Below are 25,416 nucleotides of genomic sequence, written 5' to 3'. Positions count from 1 at the left end.
CGACACCCGCCGGGCCCACAGCCGGGCCCACACCCGGAACCGCGACGGTCACCGCGACCGCGACCGCGGCGCCGGGCCCCGCCCCCGAGAAGATCCAGATCAGCGCCCTGCAGGCGATGTGCCGCTACGTCTTCGCCTTCCGCCTGGCGATGATCGCCCTGTCCGCTCCCTCAGCCCTGCTCAACGCCGCCCCCGGCCTGGCCACCCGCCTGGTCAGCGCCGCGGTCGTCTTCACCTTCATGGCCTCCTACGTCCTCTTCCGGGACTGGGAGCGCTTCGGCCCGCTGCTCCTGCGCCACCCCACGCTCCTCGCGCTGGACACCCTCTTCGGCGCCCTCCTCCTGATCGCCGCGGGCCCGGACAGCACGCTCGCCTACGTCTGCGTCTGCACACCGCTGCTCGCAGGCCTGATCTACGGCTGGCGAGGCGCGGGCATCTTCGCCTCCCTCCAGTCGCTGATCCTGCTCGTCGTCTACGCCGGCTCCCAGCAGCTCTCCGCGAACCTCGCCCAGTCCACCCTCTTCCCCGGCCTGTGCGTGATCGCGGGCGCGGCGGGCGTGACCCTGCGCAACCTGCTGCTCCGCTTCGGCGAGGCGACCCAGGCCCTGACGACCGTTCAGGCCCGGCTGGCCGTCACGGAGGCGGTGAGCGCGGAACGCGCCCGGCTGGCCCGCGAGATGCACGACTCGGTGGCCAAGACCCTGCACGGCGTGGCCCTCGCGGCGGACGGCCTGGCGGGCTCGGCGGGCGCCGACCGCATGGACCCGGCCCTGGTCAAGCAGCAGGCGGACCTGGTCGCCCGCTCCGCTCGCCGCGCCGCCGCCGAGGCACGCGAACTCCTCGCCGACCTGCGCCGCGAGAACGACCCGTCCCACGGCACGGACGTACTCGTCGAACTCGCGGCCCGTACGCGCGACTTCGCCGGCCGCACGGGCCTGCCCACGGCCTACCGCCCGACCGGGGAGCACGGCGTTCCGCCGGTCCCGCCCGCCGTGGCCCGGCAACTGCTGACGATCGCCTCGGAGGCCATGGAGAACGCCCACCGCCACGCGCACCCGACCAAGGTCGACGTCAGCGCGGGCGTCCACGGCGACCTGCTGCGCATCAGCGTGTACGACGACGGCGACGGCCTGCCGCCCGGCACCACCCTGGAACAACTGCGCCGGGCCGGCCACTTCGGCCTGGTCGGCATGGTGGAACGCGCCGCCTCGGTGGGCGCCCGTATCCGCATCGGCCGCGGCTCCCACCCGAAGGGCACGGAGGTCCGCCTGGAACTCCCGCTGGCAGCCCTCTCCACCCCGGCCACCCCGACCGCACCCCCCACACCATGAACCACCCGCCGATGAACCAACGGCCCACGAACCGACGGCCCACGAACCGACGGCCCACGAACCGACGGCCCACGAACCGACCCATTGATGTCCCCCCCCCCACGACCCGAGAGGAGGCCGCAGATGCCGGATCAGCCGACCTCGTACCCCGGCCCCCCGACGTCCCCGCCCCCGTCCCCGCCCCCGAACCCCTTCGGGGACTTCCCGCCCCCGGCCCCGCTCACGCCGCCCCTGCGCGTGGTGGTGGCCGACGACAACCCAGTAGTGCGCGCGGGCCTGACCGCGCTGCTCTCCGGGCGTGCCGACATCACGGTGGTGGCGGAGGCGGCGGACGGCCGCGAGGCCTGGGAGGCGGCCCACCGGCACCGCCCCGACGTCGTTCTGCTGGACGTCCGCATGCCCGGCGTGGACGGCATCTCGGCACTGCCCCATCTGGTGGGCATCGCCCCGGTCATGATGCTCACCTACAGCAGGGAGTCGGAGATCGTCCAGGAGGCCCTGCGCCGGGGCGCGGGCGGCTACCTTGTGCACGGCGAGTTCACGGCCGACCAACTGGTGGCAGCGGTGCGGGACATCAAGGAGGGCAGGGCCCACTTCACGCCCACGGCGGCGGGCGCGCTGCTGGCCCAGTTCCGGCAGGGGCAGGGCCCGGCGGGCGGCACGGCACCGCTGCCGGACGGCCTGGGCGGCCAGGCCGAGAGTGCGACTGCATACGGCGGCGACACCCCAACGGGTGCGCCCCCGCGTGTTTCCGCACAAAACCTTTCGCAGATGCAACCGGATGTGGGACAGTCGTCGTCTGGATGGGCAGGTGGCCGTCCGGCCGCCGTCGACAGGTCGAGGTTCCAACTCAGCGCGAGGGAGGCGGAGATCATGGACCTCATCGCGTCCGGCATGACGAACCAGCAGATCGCCGCCACCTGCTTCATCAGCGAGAAGACCGTCAAGAACCACATCAACCGCATCTTCGCCAAGCTGCACAGCACCAGCCGCTCCGAGGCCGCCGCGAAGTGGCTGGGCACGGCCCCGGACTCGGCACGAGGACTGGGGTGAGGTGACATGACGAGGACACGGGGGAAGCGGGACGGTCGCGGCGGGCATGGCTGGGCCTCGCTTTGGGCCCGGGATTGGGCCCTGGGACCCTCAGTCGGGCGCGGTGCTCCGGCGTACGTTTCCGGTGTCGCAAGCGGCACCACGACTCGACCCGGAGGGGAACACCATGAGCGACCTGATGCTGAAGACCGCGGTTGCCACGCAGGTGCGGGTGAACGGCTGGAAGAACACGACGGTTGCGGCCATGCAGCGCCGCGCGGGGGACAAGGGGCAGACCGCCGTCGAGTACCTGGGCATCATCGCGGTGGTCGTGGCGATCGTGCTGGCGATCACGGGTACGAGCATCGGCCAGACGATTCTCGGCAGGATCACCGCGCTGATCGGCAGGGTCGGCAATTGACAGAACGGCGACGCTTCGGCGACGCAGGGCAGGCCTTCCCCATCTACATTACGGTGGTGGGGGGCCTGCTCTTTCTTGCGCTCGCGTACTTCGCGGTCGGCCAGGCCGCGGTGAATCGGAACGGCGCCCAGACGGCAGCCGACGCGGCGGCGCTCGCGGCGGCCCAGGACACCAGGAACCAGCTGGTGCGTGAGTGGTCGAGCAACGTGCTCGACCCGGCCAAGTGGAGCGACATCTTCGCCGGCAGGGGGCTGGTGCTCCAGTCCTCATGCTGGCGCGCCGCCCAGTTGGCCGGTCAGAACCATGCCCACCTCCTGGGCTCCGGCGGCTGCAGTCCTGGGCTGCTGAGCTACACGGTCCGAGTCGAGACCGACGAGCCCATGGGCGACTCCGTGGTTCCCATCACGAGTACCAAGCACTCGAAGGCCTCCGCCACTGCGGTGATCAAGTCACTCTGCACGTTCGACCCACCGAGTGCGGAGGCCGGAAAGAAGGTGCTGCCCATGCTCACTTGCGAGGGCGGCCGACGCTGGGAGCTCGACCCGGACCACCTCACCGACCTTCCCGGGCCCGAAGACCTCTTCGACGTCCACCTGGCCGACTGACAAGAACGACGAGCGACGAAGGAAGCAGAGTGATGAGTATTCGGTTCACTGCGAAGGCGCGCAGGGGATTGGTCGCTTTGACTGTTGCGGCCGGTTTGGCCGTCGGAGTGGCCGGTTGTGGCGGCGGAAACGGTGATGACAAGAAGCCCGACAGCCAAGCCTCGGCCTCGAAGACCGGTGGTTCGAATCCGAGTGCTCAAGAGGGACAGTCACAGGCGCCCCTGGCCGAGCTCAGGGGGCAGGACGGACTCCTTCTCCAGATCACCTCAGCTCAAAGGGACGCGGGCGGCTTCGTCACGGTGAACGGAACACTCAAGAACGACGGTGCCAAATCGGTCGTCGTACCGCCGCAGACGAGTGGCAACGAGACTGAAATCGTCAAGAACGGCCCGTCTCTCGGTGGCGCAACACTCGTGGACGCCAAGGGTAAGAAGCGCTACTACGTGTTGAGGGACACGGACGGTCGGCCATTGACGACGACGGGCCTGGGCAACATGGAAGCAGGCCAGTCGCTGCCGGTCTTCATGCAATTCCCCGCCCCACCGGCGGACACCACCGACGTGTCCCTCCAACTCCCCACCTTCTCCAGCGGCACCATCAAGATCTCCGGGTGAGGCGGCCACCATGACCCACACCCCACCCCGCCTCACCGTCACCCTCGCGGCCGCCGCCGTCATGGTGGCCGCGAACCTCTACGGCGCCGTGGCCGCCCACGCCGACGGCGGACCCAGCGAGCCGCCGGGTACCGAGCCCTCCGCCACCGCCCCGGTGAAGGTCGACCCGAACGACCCCGACCTCAAGCTCCCCGAGGGCGCCACCCTCGCCGCGCCCAAGGTGCTCGACATCAAGTCGGTCGTCGAGGACCAGGGCGGCGAGGAGCGCCGTGAGGACACCAACACGGACGTGACCTTCGCCCTCCAGGCCGAGGTGCTGTTCGGCAAGGACAGCGCGAAGCTGAGCGCCCAGGCGAAGGCCCGTATTGACGCGATCGCCCAGGAGATCAAGAAGCAGAAGGCGACCCAGATCCGGGTCTTCGGCTTCACCGACAACCTGGGCACCCACGAACACGGCGTGGTCCTCTCCAAGCAGCGGGCGAACGCCGTCCAGGACGTCCTCTCCCAGGAGTTGAACGACCCGAACATCACCTTCGACGTGCGCGGCTACGCCGAGCAGTACCCCATCGCGGACAACTCCACGGAGGACGGTCGCAAGAAGAACCGCCGAGTGGAGGTCACCTTCCCGCGCACCCAGAGCTGACGCTTGCATGTCCAGCCGGGGAAACGGCGGTGTGTGGACCGTTTCCCCGCCCAGGAGTCAGTCCTTCAGCAGGTGATCGGCCCGGCCGGCCTTGATCTCCTGGATGAGGGCGCGCAGGGCGTCACGGGTGTCGACGAGGGGGCGGTCCTCCTGCCCGGCGACGGCGATGTAGGCGTTGCCGTCGGCGTCGGTGCCTATGCGGAAGCAGTTGGCGCCTTCTCCGCAGAAGGGGTCTTCCCAGTCGATGTCGGCCATGGTTGCCATCCTCACGTCCGGCCGGGGAAGCGGCCGTGTGTGTTCGGCGTTGGCAGGCAGGGGACGAGGTGCGCGGCCGCGCGATCTCGTCCCGCTGCCGGTGTCAGTCCTTCAGCAGGTGATCGGCCCGGCCGGCCTTGATCTCCTGGATGAGGGTGCGCAGGGCGTCACGGGTGTCGACGAGGGGGCGGTCCTCCTGCCCGGCGACGGCGATGTAGGCGTTGCCGTCCGCGTCGGTGCCTATGCGGAAACAGTTGTTGCCCTCGCCGCAGTACGGCTCTTCCCAGTCTATGTCCGCCATGGTGCCATCCTCAGAGTTCGCGGGCGACAGTCAGGATGAAGTCGCGCGAGGCCGCCGACGGCAGTGCCGCGTCGTCCATCCAGTCCAAGTGGGCACGGTACTTGGTGAGCTGGGCCTCCGCTCCGATGAATTCGGGGCCGTGCGCGGAATCCAACTGCACGGTGTCGAGCTGGGGCACCACACCGTCCGCGTACAGCAGCGCGTGACCGGCGCCGGGGAAGCCGCTCACGCTCGTGGGAACGACGCGCACGTCGACGCAGTCGTCCTCGGAGCGGGCCGCCAAGTGCTCCAGTTGCTTCCGCGTCACGTCGTCGCCCCCGAACCGCATCCGCAGGGCGGCCTCATGGACGTAGGCGACGTAGGGAAGAGGCTCCGCGCGCCCGAAGACCTGCTGGCGCGCCATGCGGTGCGCCACGCGCAGCTCGACCTCGAGTCGACTGAGTCGGGGCAGAACGGCGGTGAAGACTCCACGAGCGTAGTCCTCGGTCTGCAGCAGCCCCGGGACGTGCATGAACTGAACGGTCCGTACCCGTGCGGCGTGCCATTCCAACTCGGCGATATCCAACAGCCCGGCGGGCAGCGTGCCCCGGTATTCCTCCCACCAGCCCCGCTCCTTGTTCTCGGCCATGGTGACCAGCGCCTCGATATAAGCATGGTCGGTACAGGGGTAGTTGCAGGCCAGCGTGCGAATGCGGTCCGCCGAGAAGGTGCGGATGCCGGATTCCATGTTGGACAGCCGCGTGCGCTCGATCCCGAGCAGGCCGGCCGCGTACTCCGTGGTGGCTCCCGCCGCGAGCCGCATCTTGCGCAACTCGGCACCCAGCCGCTTCTGCCGCTCAGTCGGCGTACTCCTCGTGGCCATGTGCTCAGTCTGCCGGGGCGGGCCATCAAGGTCCAACTCATAGGGGGTAATTACCACCGAATGAATGGACACTTGGCCCGGCGGCTTCTTACATTGCGTGACAGGTCGACCACGACCCTCCGCCCCCGTACGGAAGTGCATCAGCCGTGCCCAGCCGGGCCCGGATGACAGGCCACCGTGCGCGTGAACGGAACGACGGACAACCCCCTGCCGACCAAAGGAGTCGTCATGCCCGCGTCCACCGGCTCAGCCTGTCTCCCCACCGCCGTGGGCCCCGCCGACCTGCTGCAACCCGCTCCCCCCACCCCCGAAACCCTCGCCTACAGCCTCACGCTCCCCGCCGCCCCGCAGACCCCGGCGATCGTCCGGGCGACGCTCCGCACGGTCCTGCGCGCCCACGATCTCCGGGACATGAGCGACGCCGTCGTGCAGGTGGCGAGCGACCTCACCGCCTGTGCCTGCCGTTTCAGCACGTCGTCGAACGTCTACGTCCGTCTCCGCTACCGCGACGACGCGCTGCGCGTGGTGCTCTACGACGCGCACCCCCGCCACACCCACCCCCGCCTCGCCGCCGCGTGCGACGCGCGCCGCCGCTCGTCCCTGCGCCTGCCGGCCGGCGTGGTCCGGGCCTGCGGCGGCGACTGGGGCTTCGGCGACGCCAGAGAACCCGGCGGCGGCACCCGCACATGGGCGGTGCTGCCCAGGGAGGGCGCGAGGGCATACCTCGGCCCTGGACACGGGCAGGTGTGACGGCCGGTCACGAGGGCCGCGCGCCTGTGCGATTTGGGCGCCGTTTTGGGTCCACGGGCCCATCCTGGGCAGGCAGTTGCTTCCTAGCCTCCCCCTAGGTGTGTCAACACGTGGGAGGGAGCATGGCCTCGATCGGGGGAGTGCCGGAGTTCGAGGGGGCGTGGCCGTCGGGGAGCGGCGGGCGGCGGAGCATGCCGCGCTCGCTGTCCGTGGCGCTCGTGCTGGTGCACGTACTGTTCGCTGCCACGGTGTTCGGCGGGATCGGGCTGCTGCTCACCGCCTCCTCCTACGACGCGCTCGACGGCGGGGTCGTCGCCCTCACCGCCTACGCCGCCGCACCCGGTGTCCTCGGGTGGTGGCTGGCGCGGCGGACGTGGGAGGGCGGGGCCTGGGTACGGTGGGCGCTGATCGCCGTACAGGCCTGGCTCATCCTCGGCGGGATCGTCAACCTCGCGGGCGGCTCCGCGCGCGGCGGCGTCCAGCTCTTCCTGCCCATCCTCGTCGTCTACTTCCTCCTCCAGTCGGAGAGCCGCGAGTGGTACGAACTCCCGGGACTGGAGCGCGCCGAGCGCCGGGGTTTCTCCCTCGCCCGGATGATCCGGTGGCGGCGGCGGGACGAGGGGCAGACCGCGATCGAGTACGCGGGCCTGGTGGCGATCGTCGTCGCGATCGTCACCGCGCTGGTCGTCAGCGGGCTCGGGACGCAGATCCTGGGTGGCATCCAGGCCCAGGTCTGCAAGGTCGTCGGCGCGGGCTGCCCGGCGCCCACCGGCAACGGGGGCGACGGCACCGACGCGCAGGCCGGCAAGAACAACGGTCCCGGCGGCACCGGCACCGGCACCGCCACCGGCGGCAACGGCAACACGACCACCGACGGCGGCGACAAGGGAAGCGGGAACGGCGACGGAAACGGCCCCGGAGGCGCCAACGGCGGCCAGGGTGCCGACGGCGGCCAGGGCCCCGGCGGCACCAACGGCACCGGCACCGACGGCGGTACCGGCGACAACGGCGGCACCACCGGCACCAAGGACGGCGACAAGCCGGACGACAAACCCGGCGACAAGGGCGAGGAAAAGAAGGACGAAGACGGCGGCGACGACGGCGAGAAGAAGGACGACGGCTGCTTCTCCGGCGTAGGAGCCTTCTTCGGATGCGCCGGGAACCAGATCAAGCAGGTCGGCGAGGGTCTGTTCGTCGACGGCGTCTGGGGCGACCTCACCGGCATCTGGGGCATGGTCCGTCACCCGCTCGACACCCTCAAGGGCATCGGCGACTACGGCAAGCAGCTCGGCGAGGACTGGTGGGACAACTCGGCCGGCGCCCGCGACAAGTGGTCCAGGGGCGACTACTTCGGAGCCGTCTGGGACTGGGGCGGCGCCTCGCTGAAGACCGGCGGGACGGTGCTGTACGACCTGTTCATCGGCGACGACGTGGCCGACGACTGGAACAAGGGCGACAAGACCCGCGCCGTCACCCACGTCATCTGGAACGTCGGCTCCCTCTTCATCCCGGGTTACGACGCCGCCAAGGTCGTGGAGAAGGTCGGCGAGCTGGGCAAACTCGGCAAGCTCGGGAAGCTGGGGAAGCTCGCCGAGAAGGCGGGCAAGGCGGCGGAGGACGCCAAGAAGGCGGCCAAGGCCGGGGACGTCGAGGGCGCCGAGAAGGCGGCGAAGCAGGCCGACGAGGCGGCGGACGAGGCCGAGAAGAAGGCCCGGGAGTCCGGTTGCACGCTCTCCGCCCCGCTGCGCAGGGTCCCGTACGGCGACGGCCCGCGCCACGATCCCGCCGGCCCGCTCACCGGCTCCGCCGGTACCGGCACCACCGTCCTGGCCGCCGGCGCCTCCGCCCCGTACGTCTTCCTGGCCGAGGACGGCTGCGACGAGGAGGCCAAGAAGGCGGCCCAGGAGGCCCGCAAGCAGGCGGACGAGGCGGAGCGGGCGGCGCACGGAGCGGACCTGGCGCGCAGCAAGGATGCCGCCAGGAAGGCTCTGGAGGACGAGGGCATCCCGCACTCCTCCAAGAACATCGACGACTTCGTCGGCCGGGCGAAGGACAACCCCGATCCCTCGAAGAAGGAGATCGGCACCGAGCAGGCGGCCCAAGCCCTGGACCAGGTGAAGCAACTGGCGAAGACACCGAATGTCTCCAAGGACGCGAGGTCGACCCTGACCAGCAAGATCCTCAACGCGAAGAACTCGGACGAGCTCGCGCAGGCCCAAGCAGAACTCAACGCCGTCCAGCACGCGGCGTCCGCCGAAGCGGCGGCCGGCAGCACTGTCCACACCGCCGTCGGCAAGGATTTCGGCAAGACGAAGGTCGATCTCGGCAACGGGGAGAGCGTCGACATCTCGGATATCAACGACGCCGACGTCCTCTACAAAGGCCAGGACGGCAAGGTTCACGTCGTCGAGGTGAAGAACACCGGCAATGCCACCATCAAGGCCGACTTCGAGCGCCAGGTGGAGGACATGGCCCGCTGGCAGGCCAAGGACGGTGCCGGCCGTGCCACCAGGGTCGACATCGCGACCAACGACAAGTGGAGCAACATTTTCAGTGGTTACAAGAGCGGCAAGCGGGACGGGGTGAAATACAAGCCGGAGGGCACGCCGGCGACCACACTGGCCAAGAACAACGTGCCGGTCCGGATTGCGGGACAGGACATCTCTCCGAGTCAGCTGGCGAAGATGCAGACGGAGATCGACGCCCGCAGGGCTGCTGGGACGATGGACTGGTCGAGGATGAAGACCCCGAAAGAAGCGATGGAGTACCTGGGTGTCTCGTGACGATCACTTGCTGCCCGCCGCGATGCGCGAGCTGCCGCCGCCGTGGAACGACCTGACCCACCGCAGGCGCCTGGCCCTGGCGGAACTCCCGCCCATGGACGCGGAGCAGGCGTTCGAGGTGCTGCGGGCGTGCCTGCCCCGCCACCGGCAGAGCATGCACGGGTGGGACGAGGAACTGCGCGACGCCTACGACGACCGCGACGACCACACGCTGGAGGAGGCGGACGCCTGGCTGACCCGCCTGATGCCGACCACCGCGGAGGTCACCCGGACCCGGGTGGCGGAGGTGGTGACGAAGTGGTCCGAGTTGGGGATCCCCACCGTGTCCGCGCCGCCGACACGGGAGGAGATCGACACCGTCGCCGCGGAGTGGGCGACCTCGGTACGGCATGCCCTGGCCTGGGACGCCTTCGCCCACCTCGCACGCGGAGCGTTCACCGGGCATGAGGCCGAGGCGGCAGACCTGGCCAGGGCGTACGTCCGCGTCGGCCTGGCGGTGGAGCCCGCCGTGGGGCTGCTGCGGACCATGGGCCGCCCCCACGGGGAGAAGGCGCTGCTGGACCTCGTGACGGACCACGAGGTCCGTGACTTCCGTCCCTACGTCCGGTCGGTCCTGCTCGCACTGCGCCGCCCCTGCCACGAGGCCCGTGGCAGGCTCCCGGTGCGGGGAGAGGAACCCCTGCTGCCCGCGGCCGTACGGGAGGTCCCCTACAGCTGGGGCGGCGGCTTCCAGTGGCCCACCGACCTCCCCGGGACCGACGGGAACGTGGCCCGTGCGCGCGCCGTCCTCCTGGCCTGCGAACCGTCCGGACCCGTGCCCGAGCCGGTCCCCTCGCCCTCCTGGAGCGGACGGGGCGAGGAGGAGCCACCCGCCTGGCTCGAAGTGCGGCAGGTCATGTGGGAGTTGATGCCCTACGCCTCCCGCGTCACGCGGGAGCGGATGAGGGAGGCGGTGCGCGAGTGCGCGTTGCTCGGCATCCCCGGCGTGCCGCGCGATCCGGACAGTGAGGAGGGGGAACGGTTCGTCCGGCAGTGGGTGACCTGGATCGGCGGCTGGATCGCGGGCGAGGTGTTCATCTGGCTCGGGATGTACGTCGACGACGACACCCTCGTCACCCCGTGGGCGATGGAGCTCGCCGAGCGGTACGCACGGTGCGGGGTGGCGTCGCACCAGGCCGTCGGCATGCTCCGCCGGCACGAGAGCGTGCCGGCGGCCCGGGAAGCCCTCGCCCGCATCGCGGCCGACGAGGAACTGCCGCCCGACGTACGGGAAGAAGCCACGTCATGACCGCCCGCGCCGGTGAGCCGTTCGCTCTGGACCGGGCCCTTCGCGATATCGACGGCCTGCTCGCCGGGGACGTCCCCGCGAGCGGGCCGACGACGAGCGAGGGTGATCCGGTCCGGGGCGAGTGGTCCGTCACCCGGGGTGAGGGTTTCGTGCTCGTACCGCTGTGGGAGAGCGCCCCGCTCGCCGGGGTGTACGCGCCCGAGTGGAACAGGGCGGAGGAGACGGCACAGGGTCATCTGGCCGCGCTGACGGAGGCGCTGGACCGGCGCTGGGGCGCTCACCGGCCGGTGGGCATGCGCGTGCCGCTGTTCCGCCGGATCGCCGGTGAGCCGATGCCCCCCTTCTACGAGGCGCTGTGCGCCCAGGACCTCCTGGGCGACCTCGCGGTCTGGGGCCCGCTGCCGGCCGGTCCCGGCCGCTCCGCCAACTGGCTCGCCGTTTCCCTCAACCAGAGCGACGGCGACGCCCCCTTCATCCTGGTGGCGGCCATGACCGACCACCCGATCGCCGAACTAGAGGAAGATTGATCCGCCTCACGCCGCCCACCGCCGAAGTCACCGACGTGGTGATCCGTGTGCGGGGGACGGAGAAGTGATCGGCAACCTCTTCACGGTCGCGGATCCGGAGCCGGCCGTTCTCCGTGCTGCGCTGGCCGGCCTGCTGGCGGTGCCCGAGGGAGCGGTGGACGTGGCGGACGCCGACGGGGATCAGGAGGGGCGTGACTGGGAAGCTCCCGTGCTGTGCACCTGCCGCCGGCTGCCGCCGGGTGATCTCTCGCTGGAACTGGACGTCACGGTGGAGGACCGGATCGCCGGACAGCTCACGGAAGGGGCTCTGGCGCAGCGGCTGGCGGTGAGCACGGGTGGCTCCGTGCTGTATCCGTCGGAGATCGAACTGCCGAGTGCGTACTGGGTGGCGGTTCCGGACGGCGGTTCCGTCAGGTGCCGTCTGGAGCCGGTGGACCATGGCGAGGACACGGGATATCGCGTCGAGGCCGTGGAGGAGCCGGTGGAGGACCTTCCCGGCGCGAAGGTCGAGATCCTGCCGGAGGTCATGGACAGGCAGCACATCGACACGCCGGTGGCGGACGCCTTCCTCAGCGGATATCCGACGGGTACGACCGCGACGGTCGAGGGCCATGTGCACTATGCCCTGCGCGTATGGGAGCGACTGGCCAGGCGGCTCGAGTCGGACTGGCTTCCGTCGGGCCGCTACCGGGACGACCTGTTCCGGCGCGATCTCGAGGCCCGGGACGACCTCGCGAACGCCGTCGCCGGTATGAACGAGCCGTATGCCGAGGGGCTGCGGGCCGCCGTCGCGCGGCTGGACGCGGTCTTCTCCGAGCACACCGAGGCAGAGGCCGACAGCGACGTCGGCGACGGGGCGGACGGCTGGTGGTGGCATCGCCGTCCCAGGAGCATCCCGTGGTGACGGCCGCGAAACACAGCGCGGCGACCGAGGGCCACAGCGCCGGGTGCTGTGGCCGTACCGGTGTATACGTCCCGTATACTTGCGCCATGTCCGACGTCATGATCCGTGTGCCCGCCGAAGTGCGTGACCAGCTCGCCGCCGTGGCCGAGGCGCGAGGGACGAGTCTGCGGGCGCTCATGCAGGAGATAGCCGCTCAGACGCTCACTCCGGATCAGGTCGGGGAGCGGGCCGAACGCACCCGCGCTCTCCTCGCCGAGCGCTTCGGGCACTACGTGACGGATGAGGAGTCCGCCGAGATGCGGCGCAAGATGCGGGAAGCCACCGCCGCACACCGGGCCGCTCTCGCCGGGACGGAGTCGTCCGGTTGAGCCAGATGTTCGAACACTACGTTCTGGACACCCCCACACTGCTGGCGTTGGGCGGCAACAAGCAGGTTTCGGGTCTCATCCACGCGGCGGCGTCCAGCGACGACGTACGGCTGTGGGCACCCGTGCTGTGCCTGCTCGAGGCGGAGCGCGAGCGTACGGGGGTCGTCACCCATGTCGGCCTGCTCCTGGATGTGCTCCGCGTCGTCGATGACGACTACGCGATGGCCGTCAGCATCGCCGGGTTGCTCCACGACGGGGTCGCCTTCGGTGTGGCCGCGGCCGTGCACGTGGCGCGGCCGAATCCGGTGATCCCCGACGGGGCGCTGGTGGCCACGGTCCGGCCGGAGGCCTATGACGGCCTCGGAGTAGGCGTCATGGATCTGAACCGCTGACCGGACAGCGGCAGTACGGTGGCGAAGAGGGCCCCGCCGCCCCGCTACTCCACCGGCCGCACCTCCACCTCCACCCGCACCCCCGCCCGCACCCCCCACCCCGCCATCGCGCCCGCCTCGGATTCCAGGACGTGGCGGGAGCGGAGGCGGGGGAGGCCCAGGCGGCCCGGTTTCATGGTGACGACCTTGAGGACGCGCAGGTCGCGGTCCAGGTAGGCGACGTCGATGGGGATGCGCATACGGAAGGTGTGCACGCTGTTCGCGGGGGACAGCAGGAGCGCCCCGTCGACCGCGTCCCGCCCCAGCAGGCCCCTGGTGCGGGCGCGGTAGGAGGTCGCCAGCTCCAGTGCGACCTTCACCGGTGCCTCGCCGAGCACCGTGAGCGTCCCCCGCCCGTCCCGCCAACGCCGTCCCATCACCGCGCCCCTTCCCCGGCCGCGTCCGCCCGCGGTCCGCTGCCAGGCGACCGTAGCCCGGCCACGGTGGGCCCCGCATGGGCCCACGGGCCCATGCACCGGCCGGTGCACCGGGATTAGGGTCCCGGCGTGCGCGTACTCATCGTCGTCGTCGCCGCCCTGTGGGGCGCGGGCGCCGGGCTGCTGCTGCCCCGCGCCGCGCACCGGTTCTCGGTGGAACCGGGGGAGCCCTGGCGTGCCGAGTGCCCCGGCGGGCATCCGATCTCCGGGGCGTTCGGGGGCTGGGTCGGTACGGCCCGCTGCGCCGCCGGGACCGGAAACGGGAGCGGGACCGGAAACGGGACCGGGACCGGAAACGGAAGCGGGATCGGAAACGGGACCGGGACCGGAAACGGGACCGGAAACGGGACCGGGAGCGGGAGCGGCTGCGGATCGTACGGCCCGAGCGTCCCCGTCGTCGCCACGGTGACCGCCCTCGTCTGCGCCGCGCTCGCCGCCGCCACCGGGCCCCGCCCCGAAGCCGTGGTCTGGCTGCTGGCCGCGCCCGTCGGTGTGCTGCTCGCGCTCGTCGACCACCGTGTGCACCGGCTGCCCGACGTGCTGACGCTGCCGCTGGCCGCCGGCACCGCCGTACTGCTCGGGCTCGCCGGCCCGCTGCCCGCCGCCGCGGGCTCCTGGCCCACCGCCCTGCTCGGCGGACTCGCCCTGGGCGCCACCTACTTCGTGCTCTTCCTGGTCAACCCGTCCGGCATGGGCTTCGGCGACGTCAAGCTCGCGCTCGGCCTCGGTGCGGCCCTCGGCTGGTACGGGTGGCCGGTCCTCGTCGCGGGCGGCTTCGCCGGACTGCTCTACGGCGCCGTGTACGGGACGGGACTGGTCCTCCTGCGCCGGGCGGGCCGCAAGTCGGCCATTCCGCTGGGGCCGTTCATGCTCGGCGGGGCGTTCACCGGGCTGCTGCTGGGCGCCGCGGCCGCGGCGTGAGCGGCCCTCAGAGCCGTCGGGGCGGGACGCCCGAGTACGCGTATCGTCCGAAACCCGGCCCCCTGGAGTGGAGCCGCGTTCGCCTGGGGAGGACTCCGCCATGACCGGACTCGGCGCTGTCTTCCGTCCCCAACTGCCCCCCGAGCGGCTGCGGTCGGTCGCCCGCCTCGCCGACGAGGCCGGGCTCGAGGAACTGTGGCTGTGGGAGGACTGCTTCCTGGAGGGCGGGATCTCCGCGGCCGCCGCCGCCCTCGCCTGGACCGAACGGGTGCGCGTGGGCGTCGGCCTGCTGCCCGTACCCCTGCGCAACGTCGCCCTCACCGCCATGGAGGCCGCCACCCTCCACCGGCTCTTCCCCGGCCGCGCCCAGCTCGCCGTCGGCCACGGCGTGCAGGACTGGATGGGCCAGGTCGGGGCGCGGGCCGAGTCCCCGCTGACCCTGCTGCGCGAGCATCTCACCGCGCTGCGCGCCCTGTTGCGGGGCGAGCGGGTCAGCACGGACGGCCGGTACGTCCACCTGGACGGCGTGGCCCTCGACTGGCCCCCGCCCGCCGCCGTGCCCGTGCTGGCCGGCGCCACCGGGCCGCGCACCCTGCGGCTGTCCGGTGAGGCGGCGGACGGCACGATCCTCACCGCGTCCACCCCGCCGGCGGGCGTCCGCCGGGCCCGTGGGCTCGTCGAGGAGGGACGCCGGGCGGCGGGCCGTACCGGCGGGCACCGGATCGTCGTCAACCTCCTCGCCGCCACCGGCCCCGACGCCGAGTCGCGGCTGCGGGCCGAGCTGGCCGCCGAGGGCCTGTCCGGCGTACCCGACCTGGGCGTGGCCGGCGACGCCCCCGCCGTCGCCAAGGCCGTCCAGTCCCTCGCCGACGCCGGCGCGGACACGGTGGTCCTCCAGCCGACGGCCGACGAACCCGACCCCGAGGGCTTCATCCGCTTCACGGCCCGGGAGGTACGGCCCCTGGTGCCCTGAGCCCGTACGCCCCTCTGTACGCCGCCGCGTACGCCGCCTCCTGCACCCCGCGCACGGGAAAACGAGGAGCCCGCGCGCCCGATCCCCTGTCACGATCTCCCCATGGCACACCGTCAGGACACCGCGTCACCCTCCGAGTCCTCCGCGTCCTCCGGGCCCGTCCCCGCGCCCTCCGCCCCCGCGCGCTCCGCCCCCGCGTGCGCCTCCTTCGAAGAACTCTGCGCCGAAGGCGCCGCCGTGCCCACCGAGGGATGGGACTTCTCCTGGTTCGAGGGGCGGGCCAGTGAGGCGCGGCCCTCCTGGGGGTACGCCGTGTCGCTGGCCGGGCGGCTGGCGCACGCGCGGGCCGCGCTGGACGTGCAGACCGGGGGCGGCGAGGTCCTGGACTTCGCGCTCGGCCGGGCCGCGCGCGTCCCCGCGCTCCTGGCCGCCACCGAGGGCTGGCCGCCGAACGTGGCCGGGGCCACCGAGCGGCTGCGGCCCCGCGGGGTCGTGGTCGTCGCCGCCCCGGAGGACGCGCCGCTGCCGTTCGCCGACGGCACCTTCGACCTCGTCTCCAGCCGGCACCCCGTACGCCCGCACTGGACCGAGATCGCACGGGTGCTCGAGCCCGGCGGTACGTACTTCGCGCAGCACGTGGGCCCCGGCAGCGCCCGGGAACTCGTCGAGCACTTCCTCGGACCGCAGCCCGAGGACGCGCACAGCGCGCGGCACCCGGACCGTGAGCGTGCCGCCGCCGAGGCGGCCGGGCTGGAGGTGAGCTGCCTGCGGGCCGAGCGCCTGCGCATGGAGTTCCACGACGTCGCCGCCGTCGTCCACTTCCTGCGCAAGGTGATCTGGATGGTGCCCGGCTTCACGGCCGAGGCGTACGAGCCGGCCCTGCGCGCGCTCCACGAGCGGATCCGGACCGACGGGCCGTTCGTGGCCCACGGCACCCGGCACCTCGTGGCGGCCCGCAGACCCGCGTGAGCGCCGGTCCGGGGGTGGGGGCCGGTACGAGGCCGGCGGCCCGCGGTTTCCACCGTTTCCGCGGTTTCCACATCGTTATCGGCGGCCCCCTGCCGTCACCCGTTCGCCTCACGTAAGTTCAGACCAAGGTAATTCGCGTGAGCAAAGCTGCGCGGGCGGCACCGCGCAGCGGGAGGGGGCTGCGCGGCGCCGTACACCTCGTCCGCCGTGTGGACCCCCAGGTCGCAGGGGTGTGACCGCGTGAGGGGCAGCGTCAAGCGGACGTTCGCCGCCGGGTCGCCCGGGGGAGGGACGCCCGGGACAACTCGCCGAGCCCGCCCCAGATGGCTCAAACCCTGGATATCTGACGCCATCTCCCCTGTTTTCCCTGGGATTGCGATGCGAATCGGCCATCGCGAGCCCTGGAATGGTGGCTTCCTTCGCTGTCGCCGCGTCGCCGGCCGGTTCCGGAGAGTAGTTGTCGTGCGGCAATGCGCGCGTCTTTCCTCACGAAGGGTTATGGTGGAAACCCCCCCTCGGGCCGGTCCGTCTCCCCCCCACGGACCGGCCCGTTTTCTTTGGGGGGCGGCAGGGGGCGTGTCCGGTCGCGACCGGGTACGCGCGACGACCCGTTGGGGGGTGCCCGGGCCGCGGGGGTAGGCTTCGCCCCCGGGGACCGCCACACGGACCAGGCCGCCGCCCGGACAGGGAAACACCACCCCGTACGTCCCCCGGCCACGCGGGTCCGATCCATACGGAGGGGCTGACGAACACGTGAACCTGCGCGACAAGCTGCGTGGCCTGCTGGTCGGGCTGTACGCACGCCGGGTGGAAGGCCACCTGGACCACGCTCAGGTGCCCAAGCACATCGGCGTCATCATGGACGGCAACCGGCGCTGGGCGAAGGCCGCGGGTTCCACCACCGCCCAGGGACACCGGGCCGGGGCGGACAAGATCGAGGAATTCCTCGGCTGGTGCAGCGAGACGGACGTCGAGGTCGTCACCCTCTGGCTGCTGTCGACCGACAACTTCGACCGCCCCCAGGAGGAGCTCGTCCCCCTCCTCGGCATCATCGAGGACGTCGTGCGCTCCCTGGCCGCCGACGGCCGCTGGCGGGTGCACCACGTCGGCACCATGGACCTGCTGCCGCCGGGCATGCAGGCCACCCTCAAGGAGGCCGAGGAGGCCACCGCCCACGTCGAGGGAATACTGGTCAACGTGGCCATCGGGTACGGCGGCCGCCAGGAGATCGCCGACGCGGTGCGCTCGATGCTGCAGGACGCCCAGGAGAAGGGCACCTCCCTGCAGGACCTCGCCGAGGCCGTCGACGTCGACATGATCGGCCGGCACCTCTACACCAAGGCGCAGCCCGACCCCGACCTGGTGATCCGCACCAGCGGCGAGCAGCGGCTGTCCGGATTCATGCTCTGGCAGACGGCGCACTCCGAGTACTACTTCTGCGAGGTCTTCTGGCCGGCCTTCCGCAAGGTCGACTTCCTGCGGGCGCTGCGCGACTACGCGGCCCGCCACCGCCGCTACGGCGGCTGACGTAGCCGGTCCGGGCACCGGCGGCGTACCTTTCCTCATCCGGAGTTCATCCGTGTGCCCTTCCATGCACTTGCATGGCGGTGCATGTTCGAGGGCATAAGCCAGACAGGTCGACACCCGAACCACGGGTGTCGGATCTCAGCGGACGGCTCGGGGCCGTCCGCCCGGGAGGCCCTTTGCACCAGCCCGACCGTGCGGTCCCAGCACGGACGAAGACGCGGAGGGCCGGTTTCCGCCCCGCCGCGCGCGGGGCCGTGGACCGGCCCCACTGGTTCCCGCCCGCCCGGCCCAGTCTCCGTCCCGTCGCTCCCCGACCTCATCCGAGGGGGTACGTCCTTCCGTGGTGACCAGCACAAAGCGCCACAAGCCAGACCGGCGCACCTATGTTCTCGACACCAGCGTCCTGCTGGCGGACCCGAACGCCCTGACCCGGTTCGACGAGCACGAGGTCGTGCTCCCCGTCGTCGTGGTCACGGAACTGGAGGCCAAGCGGCACCATCCCGAACTCGGCTACTTCGCCCGGCAGGCGCTGCGCCTGCTGGACGACTACCGGGTGCGGCACGGCCGCCTCGACGCCCCCATCCCGATCGGGGACCTCGGCGGAACGGTCCGCGTCGAGCTCAACCACTCGGACCCCAGCGTGCTGCCCACCGGCTACCGCCTGGGGGACAACGACTCCCGCATCCTCGCCGTCGCCCGCAACCTGCAGGCCGAGGGCTACGACGTCACCGTCGTCTCGAAGGACCTGCCGCTCAGGATCAAGGCGTCCTCCGTCGGTCTGCTGGCCGAGGAGTACCGCGCGGAACTCGCCATCACGGACGCCTCCGGCTGGACCGGGATGTCCGAACTGACCCTGCCCGGCGAGCAGGTCGACATCCTCTTCGAGGCGGGGCGCGTACACGTCCCGGAGGCCGCCGCACTGCCCGTGCACACCGGTCTGACCATCCAGTCCGAGCGCGGCAGGGCGCTCGGCCGGGTCACCGCGCAGGGCGACGTGCGTCTGGTGCGCGGCGACCGGGAGGCGTTCGGCATCAAGGGGCGCAGCGCCGAGCAGCGCATCGCGCTGGACCTGCTGCTCGACCCGGACGTCGGGATCGTGTCGATGGGCGGCCGGGCCGGCACCGGCAAGTCGGCGCTGGCGCTGTGCGCGGGCCTGGAGGCGGTGCTGGAGCGCCGTCAGCACCAGAAGGTGATGGTCTTCCGCCCGCTGTACGCGGTCGGCGGGCAGGAGCTCGGCTATCTGCCCGGCAGCGAGGCGGAGAAGATGAGCCCCTGGGCGCAGGCCGTCTTCGACACGCTCTCGGCGGTCACCTCCCGGGAGGTCATCGAGGAGGTCACCGCGCGCGGGATGCTGGAGGTGCTGCCGCTCACCCACATCCGCGGCCGTTCGCTGCACGACGCGTTCGTCATCGTGGACGAGGCGCAGTCGCTGGAGCGGAACGTCCTGCTGACCGTTCTGTCCCGGATCGGCGCCAATTCGCGGGTGGTGCTGACCCATGACGTGGCGCAGCGGGACAACCTGCGGGTCGGACGGTACGACGGTGTGGTCGCCGTGGTGGAGAAGCTGAAGGGGCATCCGCTCTTCGCGCACGTGACCCTGACCCGGTCCGAGAGGTCCCAGATCGCGGCCCTTGTGACCGAAATGCTGGAGGAGGGGCACATCTGACCGGATCCCGCCCGTTACCGCCCATCCGGGTGGCGCGGCGGGGCAGTTGGCGCCGTCCGGCAAAGGTCGAGAGCCTAGCCGGGCGGCGCCTTCGCGCGCGGGGGTTTCCGGGAATCCCCTGGACCCATGTGGGTGTGAGCTTTCACACGCAACCCGGAATTGCCTTGCGGTGTTCGGTTACGGCAGAGTCTCGTTCCTGTCAGGCCCCGCATACGGCACAGCTGTACCGCCAGCGGTACAGCACCACACGAGCACCACGCCAACTCCATAGCGTCGCCGTATGCCGCCCGAGCACCACGCGGCGCTCCCCCTCGGGGAGTTGCCCACCGGGCCCGTGCCTCCCGTGACCCCGCAGTTGGGAGGCCAGTGTCAGGGGCACGATCGCGTCCGCCAGGGTCACCGAAGCGGGCGATGCTGGAAGGAAACCGTGTGAGCCGGATCTCGGTCCGGGGATTCGCAGTGGCCTCCGCCACCGCGGTCACCGCTGTCGGAAGCGTCGTCGGCGTTGCCTCGGGCAGCACCGCGCAGAACAACGACGCCGAAGCGACGGCAGCCGACGCGACGCTTCTCGCGGACATACCCGCGGGCCAGCAGGCGCAGGTGCAGATCGCGTCCCTCGCGCAGCAGGCCGACGCCCAGGCCATCGCCGCCGACACGACCGCCAAGAAGGACGCCGAGGCGGCGGCCCGCAAGGCGGCCGCCGAGAGCGCGATCGCCAAGAAGGAGGCCGCGGAGAAGGCCGCCAAGGAGGCCAAGGAGCGCGCGGAGGCCAAGAAGGCGGCCAGCCGCAGCGCGACCCGGGACGCCTCCAGCTTCCCCGTCCAGAGCTCGTACACGGTGGCGCAGGTGCAGGCGATCGCACGGCAGATCGTGCCCGCCGGCCAGTACCAGTGCTTCAGCAACATCGTGATGCACGAGTCCACCTGGAACTACCAGGCGGTCAACCCCTCCTCCGGCGCCTACGGCCTCGTCCAGGCGCTGCCCGGCTCGAAGATGGCCTCCGCGGGCGCCGACTGGCGCACCAACCCGGCCACCCAGATCAAGTGGGGCCTCAACTACATGAACGTGCGCTACGGCAGCCCGTGCGACGCCTGGTCGTACTGGCAGGCCAACGGCAGCTACTGAGGTCCCCGGCCGCGGCTCTCAACCCCGCACAGCCCCTCCCCGTCCTTAGGGAGAGGGGCTGTCGCCATGTAGCGTCTGACGAACGACTCCAGGGAGGAGTGGTGGGGAAAGACGGGGGAAGAGGACGGATCATGTCGCGAGTGCCTGGGTGGCTCGGCCGGCTCGGCGCCGGACTCACCGAGATGGGTGAGCGGTTGGACGAGCGCCGCGCCGAGGTGGAGAAGGAGCAGTCCGAGCCGGAACCGGAGCCGGCCGGCCCGGACGTGCCGCTCCCCGACCATGTGACCGTGGTCCCCGCCCGCCCCGACCCGGCCCAGGCCGTGCCCTGGGGCGTACGGGTCGCGGCGGAGGCCGGCTGGCGGGTGCTGGTGCTCGCGGGCACGGTCTGGGTGCTGATGCGGGTGATCAGCGCCGTGCAGCTGGTGGTGCTGGCGTTCGTCGCCGCGCTGCTCATCACCGCGCTGATGCAGCCGACGGTGGCCCGTCTGAGGCGCTACGGCCTGCCGCGCGGTCCGGCGACCGCGCTCACCGCGATCCTCGGCTTCGTCATCATGGGCCTGATGGGCTGGTTCGTGACCTGGCAGGTCATGGAGAACATCGACACCCTCTCCAGCCAGATCCAGGACGGCATCGACGAACTGCGCAAGTGGCTGCTCAACAGCCCCTTCCACGTCACCGACAAGCAGATCAACCAGATCGCCAAGAACCTCAGGGACGCCATCGGCGCCAACACCGACCAGATCACGTCCGCGGGCCTGGAGGGCGTGACGGTCGTGGTCGAGGCGCTGACCGGGATCCTGCTGACCATCTTCTCCACCCTGTTCCTGCTCTACGACGGCCGCCGCATCTGGGAGTGGACCCTGAAGCTGGTCCCGGCGGCGGCCCGCCCGGGTGTGGCCGGAGCCGGCCCGCGCGCCTGGCGCACCCTGACGGCGTATGTGCGGGGCACGGTGATCGTGGCGCTGATCGACGCCATCTTCATCGGCCTCGGCATCTACTTCCTGAACGTGCCGATGGCGGTGCCGCTGGCCGTCTTCATCTTCCTGTTCGCCTTCATCCCGCTGGTGGGCGCGGTGGTCTCGGGCGCCCTCGCGGTGGTGGTCGCCCTCGTCACCCAGGGCGTGTTCGCCGCGGTGATGGTGCTGGTGGTGGTCCTGGCGGTGCAGCAGATCGAGGGTCATGTGCTGCAGCCGTTCATCCTGGGCCGCGCGGTGCGCGTGCACCCGCTGGCGGTGGTGCTCTCGGTCGCCGCCGGCGGCATGATCGCCGGTATCGGCGGCGCCGTCGTCGCCGTCCCGCTGGTGGCGGTGAGCAACACCGTGGTCGGCTATCTGCGCAAGTACTCCCAGGAGCAGACCCTGCAGTACGCCCAGGGGAAGGCCGCGGGCGGGCCGCCGGCGGCGGGTGCCACCGCGCTGTCCGAGCAGAGCGCGCGGGAGCGGGCACGGGACGCGGGGCGGACGCCGGAGGCCGGCCGGACGCAGGAGGCCGGGCAGGGCGGGCAGGCCGGGGCGCGGGAGCCGGGGCGGCCACGGCCGCCGGAGCCGGGCAGCGGCCCCCGGGACGCGGGACCCGGCGAACGCACGGAGCCCCGCCCACCACAGGGGTGAGCGGGGCCCGGGGGCGGGTGCGGCCGGACTAGCCGGCCAGCGCCGCCTCCGCGTCCAGCGTCGTCGCGACGGCCTGGACCACCGCGGCGATCTTGAAGGCCTCCTGGACGACCTCGCGGTCGACACCGGCCTTGCGCAGCACCTGCTCGTGCGAGTCGAGGCACATCCCGCAGCCGTTGACCGCGGAGACCGCGAAGGACCACAGCTCGAAGTCCACCTTGTCGACACCGGGGTTGCCGATGACGTTCATCCGCAGACCGGCGCGCAGGGTGCCGTACTCGGGGTCGGACAGCAGGTGGCGGGTGCGGTAGAAGACGTTGTTCATCGCCATCACCGCGGCGGCCGCCTTGGCCGCCGTGTACGCCTCGGGCGAGAGGTTCGCCTTCGCCTCGGGCTCCAGCTCACGCAGGACGATCGGCGAGCGGGCGGCGATCGCCGTGGCCAGCACCGTGCCCCACAGCTGCTGCGCGGGCAGGTCGCTGTTGCCGATGACCGAGCCCAGGTTGAGCTTCAGGTCCTTGGCGTAGTCCGGGAGGGCGGCCTTCAGTGAGTCGAGGGACATCGCTCACTCACCGGCCAGCAGCTTGACCGGGTCCAGGGTCTCGTCGCCCTTGCTCCAGTTGCACGGGCACAGCTCGTCCGTCTGCAGGGCGTCCAGGACCCGCAGGACCTCCTTGGGGTTACGGCCGACCGAGCCCGCCGTGACCATGGAGAACTGGATCTCGTTGTTCTGGTCCACGATGAAGACGGCGCGCTTGGCGAAGCCCTCCTCGTCCTCGATGCCCAGCTCGCGCATCAGCTCGTGCTTGGAGTCGGCCATCATCGGGAAGGGCAGCTCGCGCAGGTCCTCGTGGTCCTTGCGCCAGGCGTGGTGCACGAACTCGGAGTCACCGGAGAAGCCGAGGACCTGGGCGTCGCGGTCGGCGAACTCGTCGTTCAGCTTGCCGAAGGCGGCGATCTCGGTCGGGCACACGAAGGTGAAGTCCTTGGGCCAGGCGAAGATCACCTTCCACTTGCCCTCGTAGGTCTTGTGGTTGATCTTCTCGAACTCCTTGCCCTTCTCCAGCGAGACGCAGGCGGTCAGTTCGAACTCGGGGAACCTGTCACCGACAGTGAGCACACGCTCTCCTTGCAGCGAGGAAACACCGGTTTTGCCGTGTTTCCCATGGGTTGGACGTTGTTGATGTTGGCACAGAGTGCATTGATTGCGGAAATAGCTACACTCGGTCGTGTTGATCGGAGTCGGCTATCAGTGACGGTGAGTGAGCATGAGCGGTGCGGTGCATACGGGGCAGGTCGGTCGAAGGCGGCAGCAGCCCACCCTCTCGCAGTTGCGCGCCTTCGCCGCCGTCGCCGAGCACTTGCACTTCCGCGACGCCGCCGCCGCGATCGGCATGAGCCAGCCGGCCCTGTCGGGCGCCGTCTCCGCGCTGGAGGAGACACTCGGTGTCACCCTGCTGGAGCGTACGACGCGCAGGGTGCTGCTCTCGTCCGCCGGTGAGCGCCTGGCCGTACGGGCCAAGGCGGTGCTCGGGGAGGTCGGGGCGCTGATGGAGGAGGCCGACGCCGTCCGCGCGCCCTTCACCGGACTGCTGCGCCTCGGGGTCATCCCCACCGTCGCGCCCTACCTGCTGCCCACCGTGCTGCGGCTGGTCCACGGCCGCCATCCCGACCTCGACCTCCAGGTCCACGAGGAGCAGACCGCGAACCTGCTGGACGGGCTGGCCGGCGGACGGCTGGACCTGCTGCTCCTCGCGGTGCCGCTCGGCGTCCCCGGAGTCGTCGAACTGCCCCTGTTCGACGAGGACTTCGTCCTGGTCACCCCGCCCGGCCACCGGCTCGGCGGCCGGACGGACATCCCGCGCGAGGCGCTCAGGGAGCTCAACCTGCTGCTCCTGGACGAGGGCCACTGCCTGCGCGACCAGGCCCTGGACATCTGCCGCGAGGCCGGCCGCGAGGACGTGCCGGTCACCACCACCGCCGCGGGGCTGTCCACCCTCGTCCAGCTCGTCGCCGGCGGGCTCGGCTGCACGCTGCTGCCGCGCACCGCGCTGAAGGTCGAGACCTCCCGCAGCAGCGAGCTGAGCACCGGCTACTTCACCGCCCCCGCCCCCTCCCGCCGCATCGCCCTCGCCATGCGCGCCGGCGCCGCCCGCGCCGCCGAGTACCACGAACTGGCCACAGCCCTCCGCACAGACCTGCGCCCCCTACCCGTCCGGGTCCTCGACGGCGACGCCTGACGGGGCGACGCACCCGGCCCATGACGGGTGCCGAGCCCGGTCTGCCCGACCCGTGACCGGGCGACGCGCCCTGCCATGACGGGGCGACGCGCCCGGCCCACTACGGCCCGGGGCACCCGGTCCGCCCGCCCGCCCGGCGACCGGGGCGTCCCGCCGACCGGGGGAGCACCCCGAACGGGGCGGCGCGCCCCGCGATGGGTGCCCCCTCGCAAACGGGGCGGTCTGCCGCGTGACGGGGGGTGCCGCCGTGACGGTGCGTCCCTCCCTGCGGCCGGGTGGCGCGCCTGAGACCGAGGGCCCCGACCGGTTCGCTCGCCCCGCCCCGCGACTGGGGCGGCGCGCCCCGTGACCGGGGGTGCCGCCGCGACCGGGCGCCCCTCCTCGCCGCCGGAGCCCCCGCGAATGGAGCGGCGCGGCCCTGCGATGGGTGGCGTGCCCGTGAACGGGGCGGCGCGCTCCGGGACCGGGGTGCCGCCGTGACGGTGCGCCCCTCCTCGCTGCCGGGGCCCAGCGAATGGAGCGGCGCGCCCCCCGCGACGGGGAGGCCCCCGTGAACGGGGTGGCGCGCCTCGCGAACGGGGCGGCGCGCCCCGTGACCGGGGGCGCTCCCGCCACCGGGCGTCCCTCCCTGCGGCCGGGGACGCCCCTGCGAAGGGGCGGCATGCCCTGTGCTGGGGGGCCGCGCGAACGGGCCGCTCCCTGCGGCCGGGGCCCCGCGTATGGGCACACCCCACTACGGGGGACCCCCACTACCGCGGGCCCCGTGAACGGGCGGCGCGCCTCGCGAAGGGAGCGGCGCACCCTGCGACCGGGGGACCCCCGACCTGTCCGCC

27 protein-coding genes are annotated in these 25,416 nt (G+C 71.8%); 21 read left to right on the top strand and 6 right to left on the bottom strand.

The features are described from left to right. The first annotated feature begins 116 nt into the window (after positions 1 to 116). The 6 genes from ACI2LW_RS01375 to ACI2LW_RS01350 all read left to right on the top strand — a co-directional run bounded on the left by ACI2LW_RS01375 (position 117) and on the right by ACI2LW_RS01350 (position 4,646). Positions 117 to 1,331, top strand: a complete 1,215-nt coding sequence (locus ACI2LW_RS01375) for a sensor histidine kinase (RefSeq protein WP_404729489.1) — start codon at positions 117 to 119, stop codon at positions 1,329 to 1,331. Positions 1,332 to 1,454: 123 nt separating this feature from the next. Next, complete coding sequence (locus tag ACI2LW_RS01370) at positions 1,455 to 2,384, top strand: response regulator (RefSeq protein WP_404729053.1); 930 nt, start codon at positions 1,455 to 1,457, stop codon at positions 2,382 to 2,384. Positions 2,385 to 2,550: 166 nt separating this feature from the next. Continuing rightward, positions 2,551 to 2,784, top strand: a complete 234-nt coding sequence (locus ACI2LW_RS01365; RefSeq protein ID WP_404729052.1) for a hypothetical protein — start codon at positions 2,551 to 2,553, stop codon at positions 2,782 to 2,784. Further along, positions 2,781 to 3,389 carry a pilus assembly protein TadG-related protein gene (locus tag ACI2LW_RS01360; protein ID WP_404729051.1) on the top strand — a complete coding sequence of 203 codons (609 nt, stop codon included), beginning with the start codon at positions 2,781 to 2,783 and terminating at the stop codon, positions 3,387 to 3,389. Before ACI2LW_RS01365 ends, ACI2LW_RS01360 begins: the two co-directional genes overlap by 4 nt. Positions 3,390 to 3,421: 32 nt before the next feature. After that, positions 3,422 to 4,003 (top strand): hypothetical protein, encoded by a 582-nt coding sequence (locus tag ACI2LW_RS01355; RefSeq protein ID WP_404729050.1) that lies wholly within the window; start codon positions 3,422 to 3,424, stop codon positions 4,001 to 4,003. Between the two features lie 10 nt (positions 4,004 to 4,013). Continuing rightward, positions 4,014 to 4,646, top strand: a complete 633-nt coding sequence (locus ACI2LW_RS01350) for an OmpA family protein (protein WP_404729049.1) — start codon at positions 4,014 to 4,016, stop codon at positions 4,644 to 4,646. 57 nt (positions 4,647 to 4,703) lie between these two features. Here the strand turns inward: ACI2LW_RS01350 and ACI2LW_RS01345 are convergent, their stop codons facing one another. The 3 genes from ACI2LW_RS01345 to ACI2LW_RS01335 all read right to left on the bottom strand — a co-directional run bounded on the left by ACI2LW_RS01345 (position 4,704) and on the right by ACI2LW_RS01335 (position 6,064). Further along, entirely contained in the window at positions 4,704 to 4,901 is a 198-nt protein-coding gene (locus tag ACI2LW_RS01345) for a hypothetical protein (protein ID WP_404729048.1), read from the bottom strand. Positions 4,902 to 5,004: 103 nt separating this feature from the next. Further along, positions 5,005 to 5,202: a hypothetical protein gene (locus ACI2LW_RS01340; RefSeq protein ID WP_404729047.1), complete on the bottom strand. Its 198-nt coding sequence runs from the start codon at positions 5,200 to 5,202 to the stop codon at positions 5,005 to 5,007. A gap of 10 nt (positions 5,203 to 5,212) precedes the next feature. After that, positions 5,213 to 6,064: a helix-turn-helix domain-containing protein gene (locus tag ACI2LW_RS01335; protein ID WP_404729046.1), complete on the bottom strand. Its 852-nt coding sequence runs from the start codon at positions 6,062 to 6,064 to the stop codon at positions 5,213 to 5,215. A gap of 228 nt (positions 6,065 to 6,292) precedes the next feature. Here ACI2LW_RS01335 and ACI2LW_RS01330 point away from each other — a divergent pair, with 228 nt between their 5' ends. The 7 genes from ACI2LW_RS01330 (at position 6,293) to ACI2LW_RS01300 (ending at position 13,076) form a co-directional block, all read left to right on the top strand. Then, complete coding sequence (locus ACI2LW_RS01330) at positions 6,293 to 6,814, top strand: ATP-binding protein (protein WP_404729045.1); 522 nt, start codon at positions 6,293 to 6,295, stop codon at positions 6,812 to 6,814. A gap of 122 nt (positions 6,815 to 6,936) precedes the next feature. Beyond that, the gene (locus tag ACI2LW_RS01325) at positions 6,937 to 9,597 is read left to right on the top strand and encodes a hypothetical protein (protein WP_404729044.1); all 2,661 of its coding nucleotides are present in this window, start codon (positions 6,937 to 6,939) and stop codon (positions 9,595 to 9,597) included. Continuing rightward, positions 9,587 to 10,885 carry a hypothetical protein gene (locus ACI2LW_RS01320; protein ID WP_404729043.1) on the top strand — a complete coding sequence of 433 codons (1,299 nt, stop codon included), beginning with the start codon at positions 9,587 to 9,589 and terminating at the stop codon, positions 10,883 to 10,885. The genes ACI2LW_RS01325 and ACI2LW_RS01320 overlap by 11 nt, the downstream gene beginning before the upstream one ends. Next, positions 10,882 to 11,412, top strand: a complete 531-nt coding sequence (locus ACI2LW_RS01315; RefSeq protein WP_404729042.1) for a hypothetical protein — start codon at positions 10,882 to 10,884, stop codon at positions 11,410 to 11,412. Before ACI2LW_RS01320 ends, ACI2LW_RS01315 begins: the two co-directional genes overlap by 4 nt. 64 nt (positions 11,413 to 11,476) lie before the next feature. Next, a complete protein-coding gene (locus tag ACI2LW_RS01310; RefSeq protein WP_404729041.1) occupies positions 11,477 to 12,316 on the top strand; it encodes a hypothetical protein in 840 nt (279 codons plus the stop codon). Between the two features lie 86 nt (positions 12,317 to 12,402). Next, the gene (locus tag ACI2LW_RS01305) at positions 12,403 to 12,684 is read left to right on the top strand and encodes an Arc family DNA-binding protein (RefSeq protein WP_404729040.1); all 282 of its coding nucleotides are present in this window, start codon (positions 12,403 to 12,405) and stop codon (positions 12,682 to 12,684) included. 5 nt (positions 12,685 to 12,689) lie between these two features. Then, positions 12,690 to 13,076: a hypothetical protein gene (locus ACI2LW_RS01300; RefSeq protein WP_404729488.1), complete on the top strand. Its 387-nt coding sequence runs from the start codon at positions 12,690 to 12,692 to the stop codon at positions 13,074 to 13,076. Between the two features lie 44 nt (positions 13,077 to 13,120). Here the strand turns inward: ACI2LW_RS01300 and ACI2LW_RS01295 are convergent, their stop codons facing one another. Then, on the bottom strand, positions 13,121 to 13,492 hold the full coding sequence (locus ACI2LW_RS01295; RefSeq protein WP_404729039.1) for a DUF192 domain-containing protein: 372 nt from the start codon (positions 13,490 to 13,492) through the stop codon (positions 13,121 to 13,123). Between the two features lie 129 nt (positions 13,493 to 13,621). Here ACI2LW_RS01295 and ACI2LW_RS01290 point away from each other — a divergent pair, with 129 nt between their 5' ends. The 7 genes from ACI2LW_RS01290 (at position 13,622) to ACI2LW_RS01260 (ending at position 22,343) form a co-directional block, all read left to right on the top strand. Then, positions 13,622 to 14,473, top strand: coding sequence for a prepilin peptidase (locus tag ACI2LW_RS01290; RefSeq protein ID WP_404729038.1), 852 nt, complete (start codon positions 13,622 to 13,624; stop codon positions 14,471 to 14,473). 100 nt (positions 14,474 to 14,573) lie between these two features. Next, the gene (locus ACI2LW_RS01285) at positions 14,574 to 15,446 is read left to right on the top strand and encodes an LLM class flavin-dependent oxidoreductase (protein WP_404729037.1); all 873 of its coding nucleotides are present in this window, start codon (positions 14,574 to 14,576) and stop codon (positions 15,444 to 15,446) included. Positions 15,447 to 15,548: 102 nt separating this feature from the next. Next, the gene (locus ACI2LW_RS01280; protein WP_404729036.1) at positions 15,549 to 16,415 is read left to right on the top strand and encodes a class I SAM-dependent methyltransferase; all 867 of its coding nucleotides are present in this window, start codon (positions 15,549 to 15,551) and stop codon (positions 16,413 to 16,415) included. A gap of 753 nt (positions 16,416 to 17,168) precedes the next feature. Further along, positions 17,169 to 17,942, top strand: a complete 774-nt coding sequence (locus ACI2LW_RS01275; RefSeq protein ID WP_404729035.1) for an isoprenyl transferase — start codon at positions 17,169 to 17,171, stop codon at positions 17,940 to 17,942. Positions 17,943 to 18,282: 340 nt separating this feature from the next. Next, positions 18,283 to 19,608, top strand: coding sequence for a PhoH family protein (locus ACI2LW_RS01270; protein WP_404729034.1), 1,326 nt, complete (start codon positions 18,283 to 18,285; stop codon positions 19,606 to 19,608). Between the two features lie 429 nt (positions 19,609 to 20,037). Further along, the gene (locus ACI2LW_RS01265) at positions 20,038 to 20,733 is read left to right on the top strand and encodes a transglycosylase SLT domain-containing protein (RefSeq protein WP_404729033.1); all 696 of its coding nucleotides are present in this window, start codon (positions 20,038 to 20,040) and stop codon (positions 20,731 to 20,733) included. A gap of 131 nt (positions 20,734 to 20,864) precedes the next feature. Continuing rightward, positions 20,865 to 22,343: an AI-2E family transporter gene (locus tag ACI2LW_RS01260; RefSeq protein WP_404729032.1), complete on the top strand. Its 1,479-nt coding sequence runs from the start codon at positions 20,865 to 20,867 to the stop codon at positions 22,341 to 22,343. 28 nt (positions 22,344 to 22,371) lie between these two features. On the opposite strand, the gene ACI2LW_RS01255 is transcribed toward ACI2LW_RS01260, so the two are convergent. Then, positions 22,372 to 22,905, bottom strand: a complete 534-nt coding sequence (locus tag ACI2LW_RS01255; protein ID WP_404729031.1) for an alkyl hydroperoxide reductase — start codon at positions 22,903 to 22,905, stop codon at positions 22,372 to 22,374. A 3-nt stretch (positions 22,906 to 22,908) separates the two neighbouring features. Beyond that, complete coding sequence (locus ACI2LW_RS01250) at positions 22,909 to 23,463, bottom strand: peroxiredoxin (protein WP_404729030.1); 555 nt, start codon at positions 23,461 to 23,463, stop codon at positions 22,909 to 22,911. Between the two features lie 148 nt (positions 23,464 to 23,611). Between ACI2LW_RS01250 and ACI2LW_RS01245 the strand changes: the two genes are divergently transcribed. Next, positions 23,612 to 24,583: a LysR substrate-binding domain-containing protein gene (locus ACI2LW_RS01245; protein ID WP_404729029.1), complete on the top strand. Its 972-nt coding sequence runs from the start codon at positions 23,612 to 23,614 to the stop codon at positions 24,581 to 24,583. The last annotated feature ends 833 nt before the right edge of the window (positions 24,584 to 25,416 follow it).

This window comes from Streptomyces sp. NPDC004065, assembly GCF_044903565.1.
Classification (GTDB): domain Bacteria; phylum Actinomycetota; class Actinomycetes; order Streptomycetales; family Streptomycetaceae; genus Streptomyces.
Note: the sequence above shows the minus strand (reverse complement) of the source record. Positions and strands in the feature narration are given on the sequence as shown.

Bases quoted from the DNA above. Each gene is read 5' to 3' on its own strand.
- ACI2LW_RS01370 (WP_404729053.1), top strand. From the start codon at position 1,455: ATGCCGGATCAGCCGACCTCGTACCCCGGCCCCCCGACGTCCCCGCCC.
- ACI2LW_RS01285 (WP_404729037.1), top strand. From the start codon at position 14,574: ATGACCGGACTCGGCGCTGTCTTCCGTCCCCAACTGCCCCCCGAGCGG.
- ACI2LW_RS01340 (WP_404729047.1), bottom strand. From the start codon at position 5,202: ATGGCGGACATAGACTGGGAAGAGCCGTACTGCGGCGAGGGCAACAAC.
- ACI2LW_RS01255 (WP_404729031.1), bottom strand. From the start codon at position 22,905: ATGTCCCTCGACTCACTGAAGGCCGCCCTCCCGGACTACGCCAAGGAC.
- ACI2LW_RS01325 (WP_404729044.1), top strand. From the start codon at position 6,937: ATGGCCTCGATCGGGGGAGTGCCGGAGTTCGAGGGGGCGTGGCCGTCG.
- ACI2LW_RS01295 (WP_404729039.1), bottom strand. From the start codon at position 13,492: ATGGGACGGCGTTGGCGGGACGGGCGGGGGACGCTCACGGTGCTCGGC.
- ACI2LW_RS01335 (WP_404729046.1), bottom strand. From the start codon at position 6,064: ATGGCCACGAGGAGTACGCCGACTGAGCGGCAGAAGCGGCTGGGTGCC.
- ACI2LW_RS01305 (WP_404729040.1), top strand. From the start codon at position 12,403: ATGTCCGACGTCATGATCCGTGTGCCCGCCGAAGTGCGTGACCAGCTC.
- ACI2LW_RS01330 (WP_404729045.1), top strand. From the start codon at position 6,293: ATGCCCGCGTCCACCGGCTCAGCCTGTCTCCCCACCGCCGTGGGCCCC.
- ACI2LW_RS01345 (WP_404729048.1), bottom strand. From the start codon at position 4,901: ATGGCCGACATCGACTGGGAAGACCCCTTCTGCGGAGAAGGCGCCAAC.
- ACI2LW_RS01245 (WP_404729029.1), top strand. From the start codon at position 23,612: ATGAGCGGTGCGGTGCATACGGGGCAGGTCGGTCGAAGGCGGCAGCAG.
- ACI2LW_RS01315 (WP_404729042.1), top strand. From the start codon at position 10,882: ATGACCGCCCGCGCCGGTGAGCCGTTCGCTCTGGACCGGGCCCTTCGC.
- ACI2LW_RS01355 (WP_404729050.1), top strand. From the start codon at position 3,422: ATGAGTATTCGGTTCACTGCGAAGGCGCGCAGGGGATTGGTCGCTTTG.
- ACI2LW_RS01280 (WP_404729036.1), top strand. From the start codon at position 15,549: ATGGCACACCGTCAGGACACCGCGTCACCCTCCGAGTCCTCCGCGTCC.
- ACI2LW_RS01300 (WP_404729488.1), top strand. From the start codon at position 12,690: ATGTTCGAACACTACGTTCTGGACACCCCCACACTGCTGGCGTTGGGC.
- ACI2LW_RS01350 (WP_404729049.1), top strand. From the start codon at position 4,014: ATGACCCACACCCCACCCCGCCTCACCGTCACCCTCGCGGCCGCCGCC.
- ACI2LW_RS01365 (WP_404729052.1), top strand. From the start codon at position 2,551: ATGAGCGACCTGATGCTGAAGACCGCGGTTGCCACGCAGGTGCGGGTG.
- ACI2LW_RS01375 (WP_404729489.1), top strand. From the start codon at position 117: ATGTGCCGCTACGTCTTCGCCTTCCGCCTGGCGATGATCGCCCTGTCC.
- ACI2LW_RS01260 (WP_404729032.1), top strand. From the start codon at position 20,865: ATGTCGCGAGTGCCTGGGTGGCTCGGCCGGCTCGGCGCCGGACTCACC.